The 24,617-nt window shown below is 55.6% G+C and carries 19 protein-coding genes; 10 read left to right on the top strand and 9 right to left on the bottom strand.

Going from position 1 to position 24,617, the window contains the following annotated elements:
• Positions 1 to 235: 235 nt before the first annotated feature.
• Genes pqiC through rlmKL form a run of 5 tightly spaced genes read right to left on the bottom strand, consistent with a single transcriptional unit; the run spans position 236 to position 7,738 of the window.
• Positions 236 to 802 (bottom strand): membrane integrity-associated transporter subunit PqiC, encoded by a 567-nt coding sequence (gene pqiC, locus QLG21_RS21505; RefSeq protein ID WP_282485194.1) that lies wholly within the window; start codon positions 800 to 802, stop codon positions 236 to 238.
• Positions 799 to 2,439, bottom strand: coding sequence for an intermembrane transport protein PqiB (gene pqiB / locus QLG21_RS21500; protein ID WP_006174533.1), 1,641 nt, complete (start codon positions 2,437 to 2,439; stop codon positions 799 to 801). Before pqiB ends, pqiC begins: the two co-directional genes overlap by 4 nt.
• A complete protein-coding gene (pqiA, locus tag QLG21_RS21495; protein WP_282485193.1) occupies positions 2,429 to 3,697 on the bottom strand; it encodes a membrane integrity-associated transporter subunit PqiA in 1,269 nt (422 codons plus the stop codon). The genes pqiB and pqiA overlap by 11 nt, the downstream gene beginning before the upstream one ends.
• Before the next feature lie 12 nt (positions 3,698 to 3,709).
• Complete coding sequence (locus QLG21_RS21490) at positions 3,710 to 5,617, bottom strand: ABC transporter ATP-binding protein (RefSeq protein ID WP_137848932.1); 1,908 nt, start codon at positions 5,615 to 5,617, stop codon at positions 3,710 to 3,712.
• Positions 5,618 to 5,629: 12 nt separating this feature from the next.
• A complete protein-coding gene (gene rlmKL / locus QLG21_RS21485; RefSeq protein ID WP_006174528.1) occupies positions 5,630 to 7,738 on the bottom strand; it encodes a bifunctional 23S rRNA (guanine(2069)-N(7))-methyltransferase RlmK/23S rRNA (guanine(2445)-N(2))-methyltransferase RlmL in 2,109 nt (702 codons plus the stop codon).
• A gap of 98 nt (positions 7,739 to 7,836) precedes the next feature.
• On the opposite strand from rlmKL, the gene QLG21_RS21480 reads away from it, so the two are divergent.
• A complete protein-coding gene (locus tag QLG21_RS21480) occupies positions 7,837 to 8,946 on the top strand; it encodes a YcbX family protein (RefSeq protein ID WP_282485192.1) in 1,110 nt (369 codons plus the stop codon).
• Here the strand turns inward: QLG21_RS21480 and zapC are convergent.
• Together zapC and pyrD are read right to left on the bottom strand one after the other, a co-directional pair.
• Entirely contained in the window at positions 8,943 to 9,485 is a 543-nt protein-coding gene (zapC, locus tag QLG21_RS21475) for a cell division protein ZapC (protein WP_137848934.1), read from the bottom strand. The genes QLG21_RS21480 and zapC overlap by 4 nt on opposite strands.
• Before the next feature lie 166 nt (positions 9,486 to 9,651).
• Positions 9,652 to 10,662, bottom strand: coding sequence for a quinone-dependent dihydroorotate dehydrogenase (gene pyrD / locus QLG21_RS21470; RefSeq protein WP_282485191.1), 1,011 nt, complete (start codon positions 10,660 to 10,662; stop codon positions 9,652 to 9,654).
• A gap of 249 nt (positions 10,663 to 10,911) precedes the next feature.
• Between pyrD and ssuE the strand changes: the two genes are divergently transcribed.
• Genes ssuE through ssuB form a run of 5 tightly spaced genes read left to right on the top strand, consistent with a single transcriptional unit; the run spans position 10,912 to position 15,149 of the window.
• Positions 10,912 to 11,484 carry an NADPH-dependent FMN reductase gene (gene ssuE / locus QLG21_RS21465; RefSeq protein ID WP_137848935.1) on the top strand — a complete coding sequence of 191 codons (573 nt, stop codon included), beginning with the start codon at positions 10,912 to 10,914 and terminating at the stop codon, positions 11,482 to 11,484.
• On the top strand, positions 11,477 to 12,439 hold the full coding sequence (locus QLG21_RS21460; RefSeq protein ID WP_282485190.1) for a sulfonate ABC transporter substrate-binding protein: 963 nt from the start codon (positions 11,477 to 11,479) through the stop codon (positions 12,437 to 12,439). The genes ssuE and QLG21_RS21460 overlap by 8 nt, the downstream gene beginning before the upstream one ends.
• Complete coding sequence (gene ssuD, locus QLG21_RS21455; protein ID WP_282485189.1) at positions 12,436 to 13,581, top strand: FMNH2-dependent alkanesulfonate monooxygenase; 1,146 nt, start codon at positions 12,436 to 12,438, stop codon at positions 13,579 to 13,581. The genes QLG21_RS21460 and ssuD overlap by 4 nt, the downstream gene beginning before the upstream one ends.
• Positions 13,582 to 13,590: 9 nt before the next feature.
• The gene (gene ssuC, locus QLG21_RS21450) at positions 13,591 to 14,382 is read left to right on the top strand and encodes an aliphatic sulfonate ABC transporter permease SsuC (RefSeq protein ID WP_282485188.1); all 792 of its coding nucleotides are present in this window, start codon (positions 13,591 to 13,593) and stop codon (positions 14,380 to 14,382) included.
• Complete coding sequence (ssuB, locus tag QLG21_RS21445; protein ID WP_006174513.1) at positions 14,379 to 15,149, top strand: aliphatic sulfonates ABC transporter ATP-binding protein; 771 nt, start codon at positions 14,379 to 14,381, stop codon at positions 15,147 to 15,149. The genes ssuC and ssuB overlap by 4 nt, the downstream gene beginning before the upstream one ends.
• An 83-nt stretch (positions 15,150 to 15,232) precedes the next feature.
• Here the strand turns inward: ssuB and pepN are convergent, their stop codons facing one another.
• Positions 15,233 to 17,845, bottom strand: coding sequence for an aminopeptidase N (pepN, locus tag QLG21_RS21440; RefSeq protein ID WP_282485187.1), 2,613 nt, complete (start codon positions 17,843 to 17,845; stop codon positions 15,233 to 15,235).
• A gap of 253 nt (positions 17,846 to 18,098) precedes the next feature.
• On the opposite strand from pepN, the gene pncB reads away from it, so the two are divergent.
• From pncB to QLG21_RS21420, 4 genes are all read left to right on the top strand, one after another.
• Complete coding sequence (gene pncB, locus QLG21_RS21435) at positions 18,099 to 19,301, top strand: nicotinate phosphoribosyltransferase (protein WP_282485186.1); 1,203 nt, start codon at positions 18,099 to 18,101, stop codon at positions 19,299 to 19,301.
• Positions 19,302 to 19,469: 168 nt separating this feature from the next.
• Positions 19,470 to 20,870, top strand: coding sequence for an asparagine--tRNA ligase (gene asnS, locus QLG21_RS21430; RefSeq protein ID WP_282485185.1), 1,401 nt, complete (start codon positions 19,470 to 19,472; stop codon positions 20,868 to 20,870).
• 607 nt (positions 20,871 to 21,477) lie between these two features.
• Positions 21,478 to 22,536 (top strand): porin OmpF, encoded by a 1,059-nt coding sequence (ompF, locus tag QLG21_RS21425; protein WP_282485184.1) that lies wholly within the window; start codon positions 21,478 to 21,480, stop codon positions 22,534 to 22,536.
• A 184-nt stretch (positions 22,537 to 22,720) separates the two neighbouring features.
• Entirely contained in the window at positions 22,721 to 23,911 is a 1,191-nt protein-coding gene (locus QLG21_RS21420) for an amino acid aminotransferase (protein ID WP_006174501.1), read from the top strand.
• A gap of 47 nt (positions 23,912 to 23,958) precedes the next feature.
• On the opposite strand, the gene QLG21_RS21415 is transcribed toward QLG21_RS21420, so the two are convergent.
• The gene (locus QLG21_RS21415) at positions 23,959 to 24,606 is read right to left on the bottom strand and encodes an MBL fold metallo-hydrolase (protein ID WP_006174499.1); all 648 of its coding nucleotides are present in this window, start codon (positions 24,604 to 24,606) and stop codon (positions 23,959 to 23,961) included.
• Between the last annotated feature and the right edge of the window lie 11 nt (positions 24,607 to 24,617).

Genomic DNA, 24,617 nt, shown 5'->3' with positions numbered 1-24,617 from the left:
TTTGTCTGGTGGAAAGAAAACAGTGGTTGCAACGTATGCAAGCACAGTAAACGAATAACCCGAATCATCTTCTGCGTCAACGGTCAAAATTCATACGGATGTCATATTTGTGAACTATACGGAAGTTCATTTGTACAAAAAATGTGATGAAGGACAAGTAACAACCTGATGGTAAAACGAAAAAAAAACCGCCGTTAGCGGATGGCTGACGGCGGTTTTTGATTATGAATTTTACTTATGGAAGCCGGGCGATCTCGCGCGCGATAGCCGCCGATTCCTGTGCCCAGCCCTGGGCCAGCACTTTCACCATCTCATCATAACCATCTTTTTGCTGCTTCATTTCCAGATGGAACGGGCACTTAATCAGCTGTCCCTGGTGATTCAGAAGCCATTCGCCACTGATCACCACGGCACCGTCATAACGGCCATGGAAGCCCGTTACCGTGACGTTCAGCGTATCCTGATCGCTTCCCAGCGGCTGAGACGCGACAATCCACCCGGGAAGCTGGCTGCTCAGATTCGCCACCAGCGTGTTACGCAGCTGCTGATCCAGCGGGCTGGCCCACAGATTATTGTTGGCAATCACGTACTGGACATCGCTGGTCTGGTACACCACGCCATTACCCGCCAGATAATCCGGAACCGCTACCTGTTCTACCCACAGCAGACGGTTACCCTGTGAAGCGCTGCTTTGCGCGCCCGACTGGGCGTTCAACGGCAGCTGATAGTAACTTTTATTTTCACTCCCCGAGCTACAGGCCGTTAATACCAGCGCTCCGACAATTACCAGCCATTTTTTCATTGTTTCGCCCTCTTAGGCTCAGGATCCTTTTTATCTTTCGCTTCAAACACCAGCGCGTTGCTCTTCTCGTTGAGCGTTTTCAGAACCGGCTGGAGTTCACGCAACACCTGATCAAGACGCTGCATATCGGCCACCATCTTATTGTAGGCCGCCGATCCCGGCTGGAAGCCCTGCATGCTGCGATTCAATTCACGCAGCGTTTTCTGCATGTCCTGCGGCAGCTGCTGCATAGACTGGCTCGCAGTGATCTTGTTGATATTATCAAGCGTGGTCTGCAGACGGCGCATGGTCGCCTGGCTCTGACTCAGCGAGTTGGTCGCCGCTTCAATCATTGGGTTCAACGGCAGATTGTTAATCTTATCCAGCGTATCCATCAGACGCTGCTGGATCTGTGCAAGACCACTGCTGACCGTTGGAATGATTTTGTAGCCGCCAAATTCGCGTTGACCGGTGATGGCAGGCGCTTTTGGATAGAAATCCATATCGACATACAGCGCGCCCGTCACCAGGTTGCCGGTCTTCAGCGAGCCGCGCAGCCCGCGGTTCATCAGCTCGGTGATATGCGCGCCGATATCCTGATTTTCGCCAATCTGGTTGATCAGACGCTCTGGCTCAATGCGAATCAGCACCGGAATGCGGTAATCGTCGTCCAGCACCTGACGCAGGCCCGGAACGAAGAACGGTACCTGTCCGACCGTACCCAGGCGGATCCCACGGAACTCAACCGGCGCTCCCGGCTGCAGGCCACGAACGGAATCTTTAAAGAACATCAGGTAGTCAATGTGATCGGTATAGAGCGCATCCTGAATGCTTTTCTGATCATCAAAGAGCCTGAAGGCGGTTTTCTCGGCAACAGGCTGGCCGATGTCGATCCCCTCTGGCACATCGAAGCTCACACCGCCGCCAAAGAGCGTGGTCAGGGATCCCATTTCAACGCGCATTCCGGCAGAGGTCAGATCCACGGCGATCCCGCTGTCTTTCCAGAAACGAACGTTGCTGGTCACCAGACGATCGTTTGGCGCATTGATAAACAGCTGATAGCTGATGGTGCGTTTTTGCGGATCGAAGGTACTGGTTTCAACCGAGCCAACGCGATAGCCCCGGAACAATACCGGGTCGCCAGGCGAGAGCTGACCGGCTTTTTTGCTGTCGAGGATAACACGAATCCCTTTTGCATCCGGTGGCGCAAGCGGCGGTGAATCTAACAGCTGATACTGGGCAGGCTGGGTGCCTTTGCTCCCCGGCTGCAGCTCAATATAGGCGCCGGACAACAGCGTGCCTAAGCCGCTGATCCCTTCTCGCCCGACCTGGGGTTTAACCACCCAGAATACGGAATCATTATGAAGCAGCTTCTCCATCCCGGCATGTAAGCGCGCCTTGATTTCAACGTGCGTTAAATCATCCGTCAGCGTCGCGCTCTCTACCACACCGACGTCCACGCTGCGGCTTTTGATGGTGGTTTTCCCACCCTCAATGCCTTCCGCGTTAGTGGTGATAAGCGTGACTTCCGGTCCCTGATGGCTGTAATGATAAAACAGGATCCATGCACCGATCAGCGCGGTCACGATGGGGAAAATCCACACCGGCGACCAGTTCTTGACCTTGCGCACTTTCGCCTCTCCACTCTTATTTTCCATGCTCTAACTCTTCCTCATGGCTTGAATCTGGCTCACGATCCCACGATAAACGAGGGTCGAAGGTCATGGCCGCAAACATGGTCATAATCACGACCAACGCAAACATTAGCGCGCCCAGCGCGGGATAAATACTCATAAGTCCCCCCATACGCACCAGCGCAGAGAGCACCGCAATCACAAAGACATCGATCATTGACCAGCGCCCGACGAACTCCACCACTTCATAAATCAGGTGCATACGTTCGCTGTCGCGCTTGCCGTGCCCTTTTGCGTCCCAGCACAGCCAGGCGATGGCGATCATCTTTAAGGTGGGCACCATAATACTGGCAATGAATATCACGCCAGCAACGGGGTAGGACCCCTCCCCCCACAGCAAAATGACCCCGGCAAGGATTGTCGAGGGCATTTTGTCACCGAGCAGATCGGTAATCATGATCGGCAAAATATTGGCGGGCAGATAGAGCATGATCGACGTAACCAGCAGCGCCATGGTCCACTGCAGGCTATTTTTACGCCGCACGTGCCCCGTCGTTCCACAGCGCGGGCACACTTCCCGATCGGCCGGCAGCACGGCAGTACAGCAAGAGCAGGAGCGCAGCCCCTGGCGGATACCCGGCACGCCCACCTTAACCGTCTGGTTAAGGGTGGGAGCAGGCGCGATGTCGTCCCACGTCCAGCGTCGGTCCACGCACTGAAACGCACGCAGCTGCAACACACAGTAGAGACACCAGGGAATAAAGCTGCTGCCAATCCCGACATCGCCGTAGGCCATCAGCTTCACAAAGCTCACCAGGATCCCCGCCAGAAAAATCTCTGCCATTCCCCAGCTTTTCAGCAGGAACAGGGTTCGCGCGAGCCTGATTTTAACGGGCGTGGGCATCCGGACGCGGTTGACCAGAAGCAGGATGGCGATCAGGCAAAACGCCGGAACGATTTGGACGAATAACAGAAAGAAGGTACCGAGGCTGGCGTAATCTTCGGTGAACATCACCCCCGGTATTTCAAGTAATTTGACCTGGCTGGTCATCCCTCCCACCTTCATATAAATGAAGGGGAAGAGATTCGAGAGCACCAGCATGAACAGCGCGACAATAGCGTAGGCGGTAGGACGCTGCCTTGGCGCGTCCCACTCCGTCGTTAAGGTTGCTCCGCAGCGCGGGCACGTCGCCTTATGTCCGTGACCCAGCTCTGGTATCGCCACGAGCATATCGCATTGCGAACATAATATATGTCGGTCGGCATGGTGCTGGTCACACATTGTTGATCCCTGTTATGCGCCGTTTTTCAGTGATTCAAGGTATTCCCAGCGCTCAAACGCCTCTTCCAGCGCCTTCTCTGCCTGGGACAGGTCTGCCAGTACTTTCTGAGTATAGTCGTGAGGCTGCGTAAAGAAGGAGGCATCCGCCACCTGGGTTTGCAGCGCTTCAAGCGCCGCTTCCAGCTCTTCAAGACGCTGCGGCAATGCTTCCAGCTCGCGCTGCAGGTTATAGCTCATTTTAGCAGGTGATTTTTTTGCACTTTCTGCTTTCGCGACAGCAGGTTCTGGTACGTTTCTGGATTTCGCCTGTTTTAGCGCCAGGGACTGCGTCTGCTGTCCACGCGCATCGTGATACCCGCCCACGTACTGACCAATGCGGCCTTCGCCTTCGAAGATCCAGCATTCGGTAACGGTGTTATCAACGAACTGACGATCGTGGCTCACCAGCATGACGGTGCCCTGATAGCCGTCGATCAACTCTTCCAGCAGTTCCAGCGTTTCGACATCCAGATCGTTGGTCGGTTCATCGAGAATTAACAGATTGCTCGGTTTCAGGAACAAACGTGCAAGCAGGAGACGATTTCGTTCCCCACCGGATAGCGCGCGTACCGGCGTCATCGCCCGTTTAGGGTGGAACAGGAAGTCCTGCAGGTAGCCCAGCACGTGGCGCGGCTTGCCGTTAACCATCACTTCCTGCTTACCTTCGGCAAGGTTATCCATCACCGTTCTGTCCGGATCCAGCTCCGCGCGGTGCTGGTCGAAATAGGCCACTTCCAGCTTAGTACCGCAGTGCACGCGGCCGCTGTCAGCCTGTAGCTGGCCGAGCATCAGCTTCAGCAGCGTGGTTTTACCGCAACCGTTCGGGCCGATAAGCGCGATTTTGTCGCCACGTTGTACCTGCGCGGAGAAATCTTTCACCAGAACTTTGCCGTCGACCTGGTAATTGACATCTTCCATCTCGAACACAATCTTGCCTGAGCGGGAAGCTTCTTCTACCTGCATCTTCGCGCTGCCCATCACTTCACGGCGGGCGCTGCGCTCGTTGCGCATCGCTTTCAGCGCGCGCACGCGGCCTTCGTTACGGGTACGACGGGCTTTAATGCCCTGGCGGATCCAGACCTCTTCCTGCGCCAGCTTGCGGTCGAACTCGGCGTTTTGCAGCTCCTCAACGCGCAGGTTTTCTTCTTTTTCCAGCAGATAGGTATCGTAATCGCCAGGATAGGTCACCAGCTTTCCGCGATCGAGATCGACAATGCGGGTGGCCATATTGCGAATAAACGAACGGTCGTGCGAGATGAAGATGATCGTGCCGTTGAAGGTTTTCAGGAACCCTTCCAGCCAGTCGATGGCTTCGATATCCAGGTGGTTGGTCGGTTCGTCCAGCAGCAGTACTTTCGGGCCGCTGACCAGCGCGCGGCCGAGCGCCGCTTTACGCAGCCAGCCACCGGAGAGCGACGCCAGTTCCATGTCCGCATCCAGACCTAACTGATCCAGCACTTCGGTAATACGGCTTTCAAGCTGCCACAGCCCGTGGTGATCCAGCAGCTCCTGCAGGCGCGCCATCTCATTCAGGTTTTTCTCGCTCGGATCGGTCATCACCAGATGCGAAATTTCGTGATAGCCCTTCAGGTATTCAGCCTGTTCAGAGATCCCTTCCGCGACGAAGTCGTACACGGTCCCCGCCACGTTACGCGGTGGATCCTGCTGCAGGCGGGAAACAATCAGATCCTGCTCGTAAACGATGCGTCCGTCATCCAGACCCTGCTCACGGTTTAATATCTTCATCAGCGTGGATTTACCCGCGCCGTTACGGCCTACCAGACAAACGCGCTCGTTATCTTCGATATGCAGTTCAGTATCGTCGAGAAGAGGCGCATCGCTGAAGGACAGCCAGGCGCCATGCATACTAATTAGTGACATTTAATTTTCCTTTCAGACCGCGGAGATTAACCAGCAGTTATGGATCTGACGATTACGGGCGAAGTCCTGAGACAGCGTTTTTTGACTGATTTCTTGTGCTTTCAGTCCCAGAGCGGCCAGGCCGTCGTGATCCATGCGGAATCCGCGTTTGTTATTCGAGAACATAATGGTGCCGCCCTTGCGCAGGAGGCGTTTCAGGTCGGTCATCAGGCGCAGGTGATCGCGTTGAACATCAAAGCTATCTTCCATACGCTTGGAGTTAGAGAACGTTGGGGGATCGATAAAGATCAGATCGAACTGTTCATGGGTGTCGCGCAGCCAGCCCAGCACGTCGGCCTGCATCAGACGATGCTGACGCCCGGTCAAACCGTTCAGGCGTAAGTTTCGCTCCGCCCATTCCAGATAGGTGCGAGACATGTCGACGGTGGTCGTGCTGCGCGCCCCGCCCAGGCCAGCATGGACGCTGGCACTGCCGGTGTAGGAGAACAGGTTCAGGAAGTCCTTACCTTTGCTCATCTGGCCCAGCATACGACGGGCAATACGGTGATCGAGGAACAGCCCGGTATCAAGATAGTCGGTCAGGTTGACCCAAAGACGGGCGTTGTATTCACCCACTTCGATAAAATCACCCTTCTCATTCATCTTCTGGTACTGATTTTTACCCTTCTGGCGCTCGCGGGTTTTGAGGACCAGCTTGTTAGGGGCAATACCCAGCACGCTGATGGTCGCCGCGATCACGTCCAGCATACGCTGACGCGCTTTCTGTGCATCAACAGTTTTAGGCGGGGCATATTCCTGAACGACTACCCAGTCCGCATAGCGGTCTACCGCGACGTTATATTCCGGCAGATCGGCATCGTACAGGCGATAACATTCAATGCCTTCCTGTTTCGCCCACTTTTCAAACTTCTTCAGGTTTTTACGCAGACGGTTGGCGTAATCTTCCGCCACGCCGGAAGGCTTGCTGTCCGCCGTTTTCTCTGCCAGATGGTAGTTTTTCTGCACACAATCCAGCGGACCGTTTTTGGCCTTAAACTGGCGATCGGCACGCAGCTGCAGGCAGCTTAACAGCTCAGGCGAGGCGCTAAACAGCGACAGGTTCCAGCCGCCGAAGTGGTCTTTCATGTTGCGACCGAGCAGGCTGTGCAGGGCAATCAGCGCCGGTTCGCTGTCAAGGCGCTCACCGTATGGCGGGTTGCTGATAACGGTGCCGTACGGGCCTTTTGGCAGCGGATTGGTCAGGTTGGCAACGTCTTTTACCTCGAAGGTCACCAGCTCGCCGATACCTGCACGGCGGGCGTTGCTGCGCGCGCGTTCAATAACGCGTGCGTCGCTGTCAGAGCCGTAGAAATGGGAGGTGTATTCTGCCAGGCCTTTACGCGCACGGGTCTGCGCATCGGCTTTCACCTCTTTCCAGATCGCCTCGTCGTGCTGTGCCCACCCTTTGAAGCCCCAGTGGCCGCGGTGCAGCCCTGGCGCACGGTCGGTTGCCAGCATGGCCGCTTCAATCAGCAGCGTACCGGAACCGCACATCGGATCGAGCAGCGGGGTACCCGGTTGCCACCCAGAGCGCATAACAATGGCGGCGGCGAGGGTTTCTTTAATGGGTGCCATACCGGTGCTGTCGCGGTAGCCGCGCAGGTGTAAGCCCGCTCCGCTCAGATCGAGAGAGATGCTGGCGGTGTCGCCATTGAGCCAGACGTTGATCCGCAAATCGGGATTTTCACGATCGACGTTCGGACGTTCCTTATTTTTACGGGTGAAACAGTCCACGATGGCGTCTTTCACGCGCAGGGCACCGTACTGGCTGTTGCGGATCTCATCGTTGACGCCGTTAAAGTGCACCGCAAAGGTTGCGTCAGGGGAGAAGATCTCTGTCCAGTCGATCATCTGAACGCCGGTATAGAGGTCGAGATCGCTGTAGACCTTGCACTCTTTCATCGGCAGCATGATGCGCGACGCCAGACGGCTCCACATCAGGCTCTGGTAAATAAGCCGCGTGTCGCCCTCGAAATGGACACCACCCTGAACCACCTGACACGCTTGCGCGCCTAAGGCTTCCAGTTCAGTTTTTAACAGCTCTTCCAGCCCACGGGCCGTACTGGCAAACAGAGAATTCATATCGTCACTTTTACTCTTAGAAAATTGTCGCGCATTATAGCTAATATGGCGTGTATGTCATAAAGTTGAAGGCTTATTTTCATTTGCAGGAGTGTGCGGTGGCAACGTTATCCAGGCTTTTTATTCATCCGGTGAAATCCATGCGCGGGATTGGCGTGTCTCACGCGCTCGCTGACATGAGCGGTTTTGCCTTCGATCGTATTTTTATGGTCACCGAGCCTGACGGTACGTTCATCACCGCGCGCCAGTTCCCGCAAATGGTTCGCTTTACCCCTTCGCCGCTGCATGACGGCCTGCACCTGACCGCACCGGACGGTGCCAGCGCGGTGATCCGCTTTGCCGATTTTGCGCCAGTCGACGCGCCAACGGAAGTGTGGGGGAATCATTTTACAGCACGCATTGCTCCGGACGAGATTAACCGCTGGCTAACCGGGTACTTCTCTCGCGACGTCCAGTTGCGCTGGGTGGGCCCGGCGCTAACGCGCCGCGTTAAGCGCCACGATGCGGTTCCCCTCTCCTTTGCCGACGGTTTTCCTTACCTGCTGACAAACGAAGCCTCGCTGCGCGATCTGCAGAGCCGCTGTCGCGCCAGCGTCCAGATGGAGCAGTTCCGCCCCAATCTGGTCGTAACCGGAGCAGATGCCTGGGAAGAAGACACCTGGAAAACGATCCGTATCGGCAGCGTCATTTTTGACGTGGTGAAGCCGTGCAGCCGCTGTATCTTCACCACCGTCAGCCCGGAGAAAGGCCAGAAGCATCCTTCCGGCGAACCGCTGAAAACACTGCAGTCGTTCCGTACCGCCCAGGATAACGGCGATGTTGATTTCGGCCAGAACCTGATCCCCCGCGCCAGCGGTGTGATCCGCGTGGGTGACGAGGTGGAGATCCTCGCCCGTGGGCCTGCCAGAGTGTACGGTGCGAGCCAGGAAGACGCGTTCGTGGACGTCATCACAGAGGCAAGCTCGCCTGTCGATATTCACTGGGAAGGCAACGCGATCCGTGGCAATAATCAACAGGTGTTACTGGAGCAGCTGGAACAGGCGGGCATTCGCGTGCCGTATTCCTGTCGGGCGGGCATCTGCGGATGTTGTCGAATCAAGCTGGTGAGTGGCGAAGTTCAGGGTCTGAAGAAATCCGCGATTGGGGATGATGGTACGATCCTTTGCTGCAGCTGTATTCCAAAAACGTCGGTACAGTTAGAGGCTTAAACGGCCTGCTCAAGGCTGAAGGCATCCACGCGAAGCTGGGGCTTCAGCCTGTCATTCATCACCTTGATCGCATCGCCAAGCTGCATCACTCGACCGGCAATGGTCACACCGGGCTGGGCCAGCAGACAAAGCGCGGCGTTTTCACCCGGCTCAACCACCAGCAGGCTCACCTCTTCCGCGGTATCGCTTAAGTTTACGCTGGCGGCATCACCCACGGCTGGCGTCCAGCTCATGCCGTGCGCCTGAAAATGCCAGCTCTTGGGCATTTGCGGTTTCAGGAAACGGATCGCGACCAGCGCATTTAGCACCAGCTCAGCGCGTTGTTCTTTAGAGAGTTCCAGATCGCGGCATTTCTCTTCGAAAGAGAAATACAGCGCGGCATCATCAACGCAAAATCCTGACGGATCAAAGGCATCCGGGGTTAACATTCGGCGCGCAAAACGTGAGCGAAATAACATGCCATTGGCTAAATCGAGCATCATTCGATCGTGCTCGTCACAATAATACCAGCGCCAGTTATCGTCAGGTTTAATTCGCATGTGACTATCCCCCTTCCCGAACGTCCTGTTCTAAAAATGTCTCGTTTGCCGTCTCGCTTTTATCAACATTAATAAAAGACCATAACGTCTAAATAAGCAACAACGAGGGAATATAAAACAACCAGGGCTGGAAATAAAGCCCTGGTTGTCTGATAAAGGGAAAAGATTAGATATGCGTGACGATTTCTTTAATCAGTTGCGGGCCTTTAAAAATAAAGCCGGAATAAATCTGGACCAGCGAAGCGCCAGCCGCCATCTTCTCGCGCGCCGCAATAACCGAGTCGATACCGCCCACGCCAATAATCGGCAGCTGACCTTTTAATTCAGCAGACAATGCCCGAATAATTTCAGTGCTTTTTAATTGTACCGGACGCCCGCTTAAGCCACCCGCTTCGTTACAATTTTTCATTCCCTGAACCAGAGAACGATCGAGGGTAGTATTGGTCGCAATGACGCCATCAATATTATGGCGCAGTAAACTGTCGGCAACCTGGATCAATTCTTCAACTGAAAGATCGGGCGCGATCTTCACCGCCACCGGTACATATTTATGGTGGATCGCCTGGAGTGCATTTTGTTTATTTTTTATCGCACTAAGCAGATCGTCCAGCGCTTCACCATATTGCAGTGAACGCAGGCCCGGCGTATTGGGTGATGAAATATTCACCGCAATATATCCGGCATAGGCATAGACTTTTTCCATACAAATCAGATAGTCATCTTTCCCCTGCTCGACCGGCGTGTCTTTATTTTTGCCAATATTGATGCCTAATACGCCGTCGAAATGGGCTTTTTTCACGTTCTCAACCAGATGATCGACGCCGTGGTTATTAAAGCCCATACGGTTGATCAGCCCTTCGGCCTCAACCAGACGGAACAGGCGCGGCTTATCGTTACCCGGCTGCGGGCGCGGGGTCACCGTACCGATTTCAATGGCGCCAAAGCCCATCGCGCCCAGGGCATCGATGCACTCGCCATTTTTATCCAGACCAGCAGCCAGGCCCAGCGGGTTCTTAAAGGTCAGCCCCATGCATTGCACAGGTTTTTCCGGCACGTTTTGACGCACCAGAGCGGCCAGCGGCGTTCCGGTAATACGGCGTAACTGCTGGAATGTAAATTCATGAGCGCGCTCAGGATCGAGCTGGAAAAGGGCTTTACGAACGAAGGGGTAGTACATGAACTCTCCTGGATTCCCGGTGTGCAAACCGGGAGGGGATTATCAGCGATCCGGCCCGGAAAGGGAATTGACCTGTGGCAAAAAAAGCGGGTTAAAACGCAATCGTTTACTTCGCCGTTCGTTTCTTATGCAGTTTCCGGCAGTTTAATTGCGGATAAATCATTTAGTGGAATAAGCCTGCGATGTCACACTCCTGAAAATTGTTATGAATGTTAGATAAAAGCAAACAATTAGTTATAAGGAGCAAGCATGCGCGTCATCACCCTGGCCGGAAGTCCACGATTCCCTTCTCGTTCCAGCGCCCTGCTGGAGTACGCCCGCGACAGGCTCAGCGCCCTGGACGTGGAGGTGTGCCACTGGAACCTGCATAACTTTGAACCTGAAGATCTGCTTTATGCCCGTTTCGACAGCCCGGCGCTGATTGCTCTAACCGAGCAGCTCAAGGGCGCAGACGGATTGATCGTCGCGACGCCGATATATAAAGCCTCTTTTGCCGGTGGACTGAAAACCCTGCTCGACCTGCTGCCCGAACGTGCGCTGGACGGCAAAGTGGTGCTGCCGCTGGCGACAGGGGGAACGGTCGCCCATCTGCTGGCGGTGGATTATGCCCTGAAGCCGGTGCTGAACGCCCTGAAGGCCCAGGAGATCCTGCACGGCGTGTTCGCAGACGATTCTCAGGTCATTGATTATCAGCATAAACCGCAGTTCACGCCGAACCTGCAGACCCGCCTCGATAGCGCCCTCGAAACCTTCTGGCAGGCCCTGCACCGCCGCGATGTGCAGGTACCCGCGTGGACATCTCAAGGAGTGGCCCATGCATAAAATGTTGACCCGCCTCGCCCTGGCAGGCGTACTGGCCCTATCCTCTCTGAGCCACGCGGCTGAGACGGCGCCGGAAAGCCTGCGTATCGGCTATCAGAAAGGCAGCGTCAGCATGGTGCTGGCAAAAAGTCATAAGCTGCTGGAAAAACGCTACCCGGATACGCACTTTTCGTGGGTGGAGTTTCCGGCCGGTCCGCAGATGCTGGAGGCGCTTAACGTCGGCAGTATCGATCTTGGCAGCACCGGCGATATCCCCCCGATCTTTGCTCAGGCGGCTGGGGCCGATCTGGTGTACGTGGGCGTTGAACCCGCCAAGCCTAAAGCCGAAGTGATCCTGGTGCCGGAAAATAGCGACATAAAACGCGTCGCCGACCTCAAAGGACATAAAGTCGCTTTCCAGAAAGGTTCCAGCTCGCACAACCTGCTGTTGCGTGCGTTGCAGGAGGCTGGACTTACGTTCGCCGATATCCAGCCAGTGTACCTGACGCCAGCCGACGCCCGCGCGGCGTTCCAGCAGAAAAACGTGGATGCCTGGGCAATCTGGGACCCGTACTACTCCGCCGCGCTCCTGCAGGGTGGCGTGCGCGTCCTGAAAGACGGTACCACGCTGAAACAGACCGGCTCGTTTTACCTGGCGGCACGCCCGTATGCCGAAAAGAACGGAACCTTTATACAGGGCGTGCTGGAGACCTTTACCCAGGCGGATGCGCTGACGCAAAGCCAGCGCCAGGAGAGCATCACCCTGCTGGCGAAATCGATGGGCTTGCCCGAGCCGGTGATCGCCAGCTATCTCGACCATCGGCCGCCCACCACCATCGCCCCGGTGGACGCCCACGTCGCCGCTCTCCAGCAGCAGACCGCTGACCTCTTCTATCAAAACCGCCTGGTCCCCAAACAGGTGGATATCCGCGACCGTATCTGGCAACCCGCAGGCAAAGAAGGAGCAAAATCATGAGCCTTAACCTTTTCTGGTTTTTACCGACCCACGGCGATGGGCACTATCTTGGCACCGAGGCGGGTTCTCGCCCGGTTGACCATGGTTACCTGCAACAGATTGCGCAGGCCGCGGACAGAATCGGTTTTACCGGCGTGCTGATCCCGACGGGGCGCTCGTGCGAAGATGCCTGGCTGGTGGCCGCGTCGATGATCCCGGTGACGCAGCGCCTGAAATTCCTGGTCGCCCTGCGTCCGAGCGTGGTTTCCCCCACCGTGGCGGCACGACAGGCAGCGACGCTGGACAGGCTTTCTAACGGGCGCGCCCTGTTTAACCTGGTGACCGGCAGCGACCCGCAGGAGCTGGCGGGCGATGGCGTGTTTCTCGATCATACCGAGCGTTACGAAGCCTCCGCAGAGTTTACCTGCGTCTGGCGACGCCTGCTCGAAGGTGAAACCGTCACCTTCGAGGGCAAACATATTCATGTTCGCGACGCGAAGCTCTATTTCCCGCCGATCCAGCAGCCGCGCCCTCCCCTCTATTTCGGCGGCTCGTCTGATGTCGCGCAGGATCTGGCAGCCGAGCAGGTCGATCTCTATCTGACGTGGGGCGAGCCGCCCGAGCTGGTAAAAGAAAAGATTGCGCAGGTGCGCGCCAAAGCCGCAGCGCATGGCCGTCAGGTGCGCTTCGGTATTCGCCTGCACGTGATTGTGCGCGAAACCAACGAAGAGGCGTGGCAGGCGGCAGACAAACTGATATCCCACCTTGACGATGCCACCATCGCAAAAGCACAGGCGGCGTTTGCGAAAACCGATTCAGTCGGGCAGCACCGCATGGCCTCGCTGCATAACGGCAAGCGCGAGAACCTGGAGATCAGTCCAAACCTGTGGGCGGGCGTTGGCCTGGTTCGCGGCGGAGCGGGCACTGCGCTGGTGGGGGATGGCCCGACCGTGGCGGCGCGCATCAACGAATATGCGGATCTCGGTATCGACAGCTTTATTCTCTCGGGCTATCCGCATCTGGAAGAGGCATACAAGGTCGGCGAGCTGTTATTCCCGCATCTGGATGTCGCCATTCCGGCGATCCCGCAGCCTCAGCAACATCAGCCGCAGGGCGAAGCGATAGCGAATGAATTTATTCCGCGCCGCGTCGCACAGAGCTAAGGAGCCGCTATGTCTGCCACCCCGCAAAAATGGCTGTTACGCGCTGCTCCCTGGTTTTTACCCGTCGGTATTGTCCTCGTCTGGCAGCTGGCGTCGTCTGCTGGCTGGTTATCCAGCCGCATTCTGCCCTCTCCGGAGGGCGTGGTTGAAGCCTTCTGGTCGCTGAGCGTGAGCGGTGAGCTGTGGCAGCACCTGGCAATCAGCTCATGGCGCGCGGCGATCGGCTTCTCAATCGGTGGAAGCATCGGCCTGACGCTTGGGCTGATTAGCGGTTTGTCCCGCTGGGGTGAGCGCTTGCTGGATACGTCGATACAGATGCTGCGCAACGTGCCGCATCTGGCGCTGATCCCGCTGGTAATTCTGTGGTTTGGCATTGATGAAAGCGCCAAAATTTTCCTCGTGGCGCTCGGGACGTTGTTCCCGATTTACATCAACACCTGGCATGGCATACGCAATATCGATCGTGGCCTGGTGGAGATGGCGCGCAGCTATGGGCTATCCGGCTTTGCGCTGTTTACTCATGTGATCCTGCCGGGTGCCCTGCCCTCAATCATGGTTGGCGTGCGCTTCGCGCTCGGGCTGATGTGGCTGACGCTGATTGTGGCAGAAACCATTTCGGCCAACTCCGGCATCGGCTATCTGGCGATGAATGCCCGCGAGTTTTTGCAAACGGACGTGGTGGTGGTCGCCATCGTTCTTTACGCCCTGCTCGGCAAACTCGCCGACGTCAGCGCCCAGTGGCTGGAACGCAGCTGGCTTCGCTGGAACCCGGCCTATTCCCCTCAGGAGGCTAAAGCATGAACACTGCCCGACTTAACCAGGGAACGCCGCTGTTGCTCAGCGGCGTCACGAAACGCTACGGCGATAACACCATTCTGAACGCGCTGGATTTACATATTCCCGCCGGACAGTTTGTGGCGGTAGTGGGTCGCAGCGGCGGCGGAAAGAGTACCTTGCTGCGGCTTTTGGCCGGGCTGGAGGCGCCAAACGGCGGCGATATTCTTGCTGGTACCACGCCGCTGGCAAATATTCAGGACGATACCCGCATGATGTTTCAGGACGCGCGCCTGCTGCCGTGGAAAACGGTTATCGATAACGTTGGGCTGGGCCTGAAAGGTGACTGGCGGGAGGCGGCAAGGCAGGCGCTGGCCGCCGTGGGCCTGGCGGATCGCGCCGGTGAATGGCCTGCGGCGTTATCCGGTGGGCAGAAGCAGCGCGTGGCGCTAGCGCGCGCGCTGATCCACCGTCCGGGGCTGTTGCTGCTGGATGAGCCGCTCGGCGCGCTCGATGCCCTGACGCGGATTGAGATGCAGGCCTTGATTGAGTCCCTGTGGCAGGAACATGGGTTTACGGTATTGTTGGTAACGCATGATGTTAGCGAAGCCGTTGCGATGGCCGATCGCGTGTTGCTTATAGAAGAAGGGAAAATTGGCCTGGATTTGAGCGTGGATATCCCGCGCCCGCGCCGCGTGGGGTCAGCAAGGCTGGCGGAACTGGAGGCGGAAGTGTTGGATCGGGTGATGAAGCGCGGGGTGAATGAGCGGGCGTTGATTACGGCTAATGCCTGATGCCCTCACCCCGGCCCTCTCCCACAGGGAGAGGGAAAAACCCTATGTAGGCCCGGTAAGCGCAGCGCCACCGGGCAATTTTTTTACGCTAGCGCTTTAGCGATCTTCTCGTACAGATCGCCAGAGAGGTTTTCCAGCCCTTTCAGCTGCTCCAGCGCGGCGCGCATTTTCGCCTGACGCTCGGCATCATAACGCTTCAGGCGGATCAGCGGCTCAATCAGACGTGACGCCACCTGCGGGTTACGGCTGTTCAGCTCGGTCAACATTTCAACCATAAACTGATAACCGCTGCCGTCTTCGGCGTGGAACGCTGCCGGGTTAGCGCTGGCAAATGCGCCAATCAGAGAACGTACGCGGTTCGGGTTGCTCATGGTGAAGGAGCGGTGCTTCAGCAGGCTGCGCACGGTGCTCAGCACATCCGCCGACGGGCTGGTGGCCTGCAGAACAAACCACTTGTCCATCACCAGGCCGTCCTGATGCCATTTGTCATCGTACTCCTGCATTAGCGCATCGCGACACGGCAGTTCGGCAGCAACGCTTGCCGCCAGCGCCGCCAGCGCATCGGTCATGTTGTCCGCCTCGTGGTACTGTTTGCTCACCAGCGTATTCGCCAGCTCGACGTCACCGAAGGCCAGGTAGCGCAGGCAGGTGTTACGCAGGGAGCGCTTACCGATGTCCTCATGCTCTACGCGATAGGCATCCAGCTTGTTGAGGTTGTAAATCGCCAGGAATTCGTCCGCCAGCTCGGTCGCCAGGGTGCGGGTCAGCGCTTCGCGAACGGTCACGATCGCAATCGGGTCGATGATGTCGAACAGCTCAGCGATTTCACTGGCAGAAGGCAGCGTCAGAATTTCCGCCGCCAGGGCCGGATCGATCTGCTCATCGAGCAGGATGGCACGGAACGCGTCAGCCACATGCACCGGCAGCGTCAGCGGCTGGCCCTGCTGGTAACGGTTGACGTTGAGCTTAATGTAGGTTGCCAGCAGGCTTTGCGCCGCATCCCAGCGAGAGAAGTCATTGCGCGCGTGACGCATCAGGAACGTCAGCTGCTGATCGCTCCACTTGTACTCCAGCTTCACCGGGGCAGAGAATTCGCACAGCAGCGCCGGGACCGGCTGGAAGTAAACGTTATCGAAGATAAAGGTCTGCTCTGCCTGGGTAACGTTCAGCACGTGGTGCACCGGATGGCCGCCCTTCTGCAGCGGGATGACGTTTCCTTCGTTATCGTACAGCTCAATGCTGAACGGAATGTGCAGCGGGTGTTTCTCTTCCTGCTCAGCCGTTGGCGGCGTGCGCTGGCTGATGGTCAGAGAATACTGCTCGGTTTCCGGGTTGTAGTCGTCTTTTACGCTCACAATCGGCGTACCGGCCTGGCTGTACCAGCGGCGGAAATGAGACAGATCGACGTTTGAGGCATCTTCCATCGCCTGCACGAAGTCGTCGCAGGTGGCGGCACTGCCGTCGTGACGTTCGAAGTAGAGCTGCATCCCTTTCTGGAAATTCTCTTCGCCCAGCAGAGTGTGGATCATGCGGATGATTTCAGCGCCCTTCTCATACACCGTCAGGGTGTAGAAGTTGTTCATTTCAATCACTTTGTCCGGACGAATCGGGTGCGCCATCGGACTGGCATCTTCGGCAAATTGCAGGCCGCGCATGGTGCGCACGTTGTTGATGCGGTTAACCGCACGCGAACCCAGATCGGAGCTGAACTCCTGATCGCGGAACACGGTTAAGCCCTCTTTCAGGCTCAGCTGGAACCAGTCGCGGCAGGTCACACGGTTACCGGTCCAGTTGTGGAAATATTCGTGGCCAATGACGCGTTCGATATCCAGGTAATCTTTATCGGTCGCGGTATCGGTACGCGCCAGGACATATTTCGAGTTAAAGACGTTAAGGCCTTTGTTCTCCATCGCCCCCATGTTGAAGAAGTCGACGGCGACGATCATGTAGATGTCGAGGTCATATTCGAGGCCAAAGCGCTCCTCGTCCCACTTCATGGAGTTGATAAGCGAGGTCATCGCCCACGGCGCGCGATCGAGGTTGCCACGGTCAACGAACAGTTCCAGCGCCACGTCGCGCCCGGAGCGGGTTTTAAAGGTGTCGCGCAGCACGTCGAAATCGCCCGCCACCAGCGCAAACAGGTAGCATGGTTTCGGGAACGGATCCTGCCACTGTACCCAGTGACGTCCGTTTTCCAGCTCGCCCTCACCCACACGGTTACCGTTGGAGAGCAGGAACGGATAGAGAGTTTTATTGGCGATAATTTTGGTGGTGAAGCGCGCCAGAACGTCCGGGCGATCCAGATACCAGGTAATGTGGCGGAAACCTTCCGCTTCACACTGGGTGCACAGCGCCACGCCTGACTGGTAAAGCCCTTCCAGCGCGGTGTTGGCGGCAGGGCTAATTTCATTCACGATGCGCAGGGTAAAGCGTTCAGGCAGGTTGTTAATGACCAGCTGATTGTCTTCTTCTTTATAGTCAGTCCAGGCGGCGTCATTAATATGCAGGGAAACCAGCGTCAGGTCTTCACCATCAAGACGCAGCGGGACGGCCGTCGCGCTCTGACGCGTCACCTGGCTTACCGCCGTTACAACGGTTTTAGTGGCATCCAGGTCAAAAGTCAGATCGATATCGCTAATCAGGTATTCCGGCGCACGGTAGTCGTGGCGGTATTTGGCTTGAGGCTGTTGTGTCATAGAAAACCTTATGCATCGTTTGTCGAGTAACGTTTCAATATATTCCTGTTGCGTAAAACGCGCTACGCAGAATGTTCATCTTTTCAGTTACAAACCGCTTTTTCGCTACATTTATTTAACAGGGGCACGAAATGCGCTCGACCCTAAAGTCAGCTTATGTTGTGATCGGGGTTCAATAAATCACTAAACAAGGTATACTCCGGAGTTGTTTAATGTACTAAACGCTCCTGTGAGAGGATGCTACTGCGCACCTATGACTCGATTCGCTTCTCCTGTTCTGCATACGTTGCTGGATACCGACGCGTATAAACTGCATATGCAGCAAGCCGTTTTTCACCATTACCATGACGTTCAGGTTGCGGCTGAGTTTCGCTGCCGGGGCGACGACTTGCTGGGTATCTACGCAGATTCCATTCGTGAACAGGTCGATGCCATGCGGCATCTGGCGCTGCAGGACGACGAATATCACTGGCTTTCGGGCCTGCCTTTCTTCCACGCCGACTATCTGAACTGGCTGCGCGAGTTCCGCTATAACCCCGATCAGGTCACCGTGACCAATGACAATGGCAAGCTGGACATTCGCCTTGAAGGCCCGTGGCGTGAAGTCATTATGTGGGAAGTGCCGCTGCTGGCCGTCATCAGTGAGCTGGCCCACCGCTACCGCTCGCCCGACACCGGCGTTGAGCAGGCGGTTGCTTCGCTTGAACATAAGCTTGTCGAATTCTCACATCTGACCGAAGGGCTGGATATGTCCCGCTTCCGTCTGATGGACTTCGGCACGCGCCGCCGTTTCTCCCGCGAGGTACAGCAGGCCATTGTTGAGCGTCTGAAGCAGGAACCGTGGTTTGTAGGCACCAGCAATTATGACTTGGCCCGTCGTCTGGATTTGACCCCCATGGGCACCCAGGCACACGAATGGTTCCAGGCACACCAGCAGATCAGCCCCGATCTTGCCAACAGCCAGCGCGCTGCGCTTGCCGCCTGGCTGGACGAGTACCCTGACCAGCTGGGTATCGCCCTCACCGACTGCATTACCATGGACGCGTTCCTGCGTGACTTTGGTCCTGAGTTTGCACAACGCTATCAGGGCTTGCGCCATGACTCCGGCGACCCGGTTGAATGGGGCGAGAAGGCCATTGCCCATTATCAAACATTGGGCATCGACCCAATGAGCAAGGTGCTGGTCTTCTCCGATAACCTCGATCTGGCGAAAGCCGTCGACCTTTATCGCCACTTCTCTTCCCGAGTGAACCTGAGTTTCGGTATCGGGACCCGTTTGACCTGTGATATCCCACAGGTCAAACCGCTGAACATCGTCATAAAGCTGGTGGAATGTAACGGTAAGCCGGTGGCAAAACTCTCTGACAGCCCGGGCAAAACCATCTGTCACGACAAAGCATTTGTCCGCGCCCTGCGCGAAGCCTTCGATCTGCCGCAGGTTAAAAAAGCAAGCTGACCGCCTCAGGGAGCCTTTCAGGCTCCCTCTCACCTTATTTATTTCTGATTTCTTCTCTTTTGACTGCGAAATCTGCTTGTCTGATGGCGGATGCCAGGTAACATAGATATCCCCCCTATAAGGGCGGACAAGTGTTTATTTTTTCCGACTATTAACAGAGAGAATATTATGAGCGTTGTGCCTGTAGCCGACGTACTCCAGGGCCGTGTCGCCGTTGACCAAGAAGTCACCGTGCGCGGATGGGTGCGTACTCGCCGAGATTCTAAAGCTGGCATCTCCTTCCTCGCCGTCTATGACGGTTCCTGCTTTGATCCTGTACAGGCCGTCATCAATAATTCTCTGCCCAATTACAATGATGACGTTCTGCACCTGACAACGGGTTGTTCCGTTATTGTCACCGGCGTGGTTGTGGCATCGCCTGGTCAGGGTCAGAGTTTCGAAATTCAGGCTTCCGCTATCGAAGTCACGGGCTGGGTTGAAGATCCTGATACCTACCCGATGGCGGCAAAACGCCACAGCATTGAGTATCTGCGTGAAGTGGCGCACCTGCGTCCGCGCACCAACCTGATTGGGGCGGTTGCCCGCGTGCGTCACACGCTGGCGCAGGCGCTGCATCGCTTCTTCGACGAGCAGGGTTATTTCTGGGTCTCTACCCCGCTTATCACCGCGTCTGACACCGAAGGTGCCGGCGAAATGTTCCGCGTTTCAACGCTGGATATGGAAAACCTGCCGCGCACGCCGGAAGGCAAAGTGGATTACGACAAAGACTTCTTCGGTAAAGAAGCCTTCCTGACGGTGTCCGGCCAGCTCAACGGCGAAACCTACGCCTGTGCACTGTCTAAAATCTACACCTTCGGCCCAACCTTCCGTGCCGAAAACTCCAACACCAGCCGCCACCTGGCGGAGTTCTGGATGCTGGAGCCAGAAGTGGCTTTCGCGGATCTGTATGACGTAGCAGGTCTGGCAGAAGCCATGCTGAAGTACGTGTTCAAAGCGGTTCTTGAAGAACGTGCTGATGACATGAAATTCTTCGCTGAACGCGTGGATAACGACGCGATTGCTCGTCTTGAGCGTTTCGTTTCCGCTGACTTTGCGCAGGTGGATTACACCGATGCGGTTGCTATCCTCGAAACATGCGGCGAGAAGTTTGAGAACCCGGTTTACTGGGGTGTTGACCTCTCCTCCGAACACGAGCGTTATCTGGCAGAGAAACACTTCAAAGCGCCAGTGGTTGTGAAAAACTATCCGAAAGACATTAAGGCCTTCTACATGCGCCTTAACGAAGACGGTAAAACCGTGGCAGCGATGGACGTGCTTGCGCCGGGCATCGGCGAAATCATCGGCGGTTCTCAGCGTGAAGAGCGTCTGGACGTGCTGGACGCCCGTATGGAAGAGATGGGTCTTAACCCTGCTGACTACGGCTGGTATCGCGATCTGCGTCGTTACGGCACCGTTCCGCACTCCGGTTTTGGCCTTGGCTTTGAACGTCTTATTGCCTACGTCACCGGTGTACAGAACGTTCGTGATGTGATTCCTTTCCCACGCACGCCGCGTAACGCCAGTTTCTAATCGCGTTATCAATGATAATGGCCAGCACATGCTGGCCATTATTTTCTTCTGCAATGTCAATTTTCGTCAGTTCAAAGTCAGCTTGCTTAAGCTGCAACCCCGTCAAATCCCCTGCTTGTTACGTTTTATTTCCACGAAATATCTGTGAACAAAAAATAAACCACAGTCTTATTGTGTTTATTGAATTCTTAAGCAATAGCACAAAATTAACGCCATTATCCGGCCTTCCGGAAGGCTATTCGTGGTCATAAGAAAAGATGCATCGTTTAACTTCTGTTTATATGAAATCCTTTTATCCAAAATAAACATAAGCAATTCATATATATAGGAATGAAAACGCTGCTTATTTAGACAATCAGTTCTGAAGTTTGAGGTGGTTCACAAAGTTCCCGAAAATACACATATTCTTACACATTATTTCTTTTTGTTACTGAATCTTTAGGATTGTAGCACTTTCAGGCTAGCGAAACGGTTCTATGAATGGAAAGATGCCTGTCAGACACATAAAGACACCTAACTCTCATCAATAGTTCCGGAAATATTTATTGACAGAATTTATTGGCGGCAGTGGCGAGTGTCATAAAAAAACCAATGAGGGTAATAAATAATGATGAAGCGCAATATCCTGGCAGTGGTTATCCCTGCCCTGCTGGTAGCCGGTGCAGCTAACGCTGCAGAAATCTATAACAAAGACGGCAACAAATTAGATCTTTACGGGAAAGCTGTTGGCCTGCATTACTTCTCTGACAATGATGGCAACGATGGCGACATGACTTACGCGCGTCTGGGCTTCAAAGGCGAAACCCAGATCAACGACCAGCTGACCGGTTACGGCCAGTGGGAATACAACTTCCAGGGTAACAACTCTGAAGGCAGCGACGCACAGACCGGTAACAAAACCCGTCTGGCATTCGCAGGTCTGAAATTCGGTGACGCAGGCTCCTTCGACTACGGTCGTAACTATGGCCTGGTGTATGACGTTATCGGTATCACCGATATGCTGCCTGAGTTCGGCGGCGACACTGGCGCAAGCGATGACTTCTTCGCGGGCCGTACCGGTGGTCTGGCAACTTACCGTAACAACAACTTCTTCGGTCTGGTTGACGGCCTGAACTTCGGCGTTCAGTACCTGGGTAAAAACGAGCGTACCGACGCTACCCGTTCTAACGGCGACGGCTGGGCAACCTCTCTGAGCTACGAGTTTGATGGCTTCGCAGTGTTGGGTGCTTACGGCGCCGCTGACCGTACCAACAACCAGCAGACTCTGGAATGGGGTAACGGTGATAAAGCTGAGCAGTGGGCAACTGGTCTGAAATACGACGCGAACAACATCTACCTGGCAGCACTGTACGGCGAAATGCAGAACGCAGCGCGTCTGGGCAGCCGTGGCTTCGCTAACAAGTCTCAGGACTTCTCTGTTGTTGCACAGTACCAGTTCGATTTCGGCCTGCGTCCGTCCATCTCCTACTACAAATCTAAAGCGAAAGACGTAGAAGGTATCGGTGACGAAGACTTCATCAACTACATCGAAGTGGGTGCGACTTACTACTTCAACAAAAACATGTCCACCTATGTTGACTACCAGATCAACCAGCTGAAAGACGACAACAAGCTCGGTATCAACAATGATGACACCGTTGCTCTGGGTATCGTTTACCAGTTCTAATCAGCACGCCACAATGTTATATGCTTAATGAACAGGGCTTCGGCCCTGTTTTTTTTTGCCTGAAAGCAAAAAATGGCGACTTTTGAGAAGCTGCACGCTTTTCGTCGCAAACGGTTGGCATTTTGTAAATCTACCGTTAACCTGATAGCGGATTTCACTTCTGTAATCACAATGGAACTTCGTCATGTTTGAGAACATTACCGCCGCTCCTGCCGACCCAATTCTGGGCCTGGCCGATTTGTTTCGTGCCGATGACCGCCCTGGCAAAATCAACCTGGGTATTGGTGTATATAAAGATGAAACCGGCAAAACACCGGTACTGACCAGCGTTAAAAAAGCGGAACAGTACCTGCTGGAAAACGAAACCACCAAGAACTACCTCGGTATTGATGGTATCCCTGAATTTGGTCGCTGCACGCAGGAACTGCTGTTCGGTAAAGGCAGTGAGATTGTGAGCAGCAAACGCGCTCGTACAGCACAAACGCCAGGCGGCACCGGTGCCCTGCGCGTTGCGGCGGATTTCCTGGCGAAAAACACCTCCGTTAAGCGCGTCTGGGTCAGCAACCCAAGCTGGCCAAACCATAAAAGCGTCTTTAACTCTGCGGGTCTGGAAGTGCGTGAATACGCTTACTACGATGCAGCAAACCACGCGCTGGACTTTGACGGTCTGCTGACCAGCCTGAACGACGCGCAGGCGGGTGACGTTGTTCTGTTCCATGGCTGCTGCCATAACCCAACCGGTATCGATCCGACGCTGGAACAGTGGGAACAGCTGGCAAAACTGTCCGTTGAAAAAGGCTGGCTGCCGCTGTTCGACTTCGCCTACCAGGGCTTTGCTCGCGGGCTGGAAGAAGATGCCGAAGGCCTGCGCGCGTTCGCGGCTGTTCATCAGGAGCTGATTGTCGCAAGCTCATACTCCAAGAACTTCGGTCTGTACAATGAGCGCGTGGGTGCCTGTACGCTGGTCGCCGCCGACGATCAGACCGTCGACCGCGCGTTCAGCCAGATGAAATCCGTAATCCGTGCAAACTACTCTAACCCACCGGCACACGGTGCCTCTGTGGTGGCGACCATCCTGAGCAACGACGCGCTGCGCGCGATCTGGGAGCAGGAGCTGAACGATATGCGCCAGCGTATCCAGCGCATGCGTCTGCTGTTTGTGAGCACGCTGGCGGAGAAAGGGGCTGACCGTGATTTCAGCTTCATCATCAAGCAAAACGGCATGTTCTCGTTCAGCGGCCTGACCAAAGAACAGGTTCTGCGTCTGCGTGAAGAGTTCGGCGTCTACGCCGTTGCCTCTGGCCGCGTAAACGTGGCGGGCATGACGCCAGATAATATGGCACCGCTGTGCGAGGCGATTGTCGCCGTTCTGTAACTCGCGCCCACAAAAAAGCCTGCATATGCAGGCTTTTTTCATTCTGGTTACCAGACAGGCATTTCATCCTGAAGGAACGGATTGTGTAGCCGTTCATAGCCCAGCGTCGACATTGGGCCGTGTCCGGGGATAAACGTCACGTCATCGCCTAACGGCAATAACTTCTGCTTAATCGACTGGATCAGCTGTCCGTGATCGCCGCGCGGAAAATCACTGCGTCCTACCCCACCTTTGAAAATCACATCGCCGGAAATCAGCAGACGCGACTGGTCATCAAAGAAGACGATATGGCCCGGCGTGTGCCCGGGACAATGCAACACCTGTAACGTCACATTCCCTACGCTTACACGATCTCCTTCGTTCAGCCAGCGATCGGGCGTCAACGGCTGACACTCATCAAGGCCAAACATGCGACTTTGGGCAGGTAACCCCTCAAGCCAGAACTCATCTTCCTTTTCCGGACCGATAACCGGCACACCGTAGTGCTGCGCCAGTTCAGCTGCTGCCCCCACGTGGTCAAGGTGACCGTGAGTGAGCAGGATCTGCATCAGCGTGACGCCGCTTGCAGCGACTTCCTGCTTGATTTTCTCAGCGTCGCCGCCGGGATCAACAAGCGCGGCCAGTTTGGTTTGCTCACACCAGATTAATGAACAGTTCTGGGAGAACGCGGTAACCGGAATAATACGATAGTTCATACTGCTCCTGT

It is taken from the genome of Enterobacter sp. V87_3, from assembly GCF_029967835.1.
Taxonomy (GTDB): Bacteria; Pseudomonadota; Gammaproteobacteria; order Enterobacterales; family Enterobacteriaceae; genus Enterobacter; species Enterobacter cancerogenus.
The sequence above is the reverse complement of the archived record's forward strand: the minus strand, read 5'-3'. Positions and strand labels throughout refer to the sequence as shown.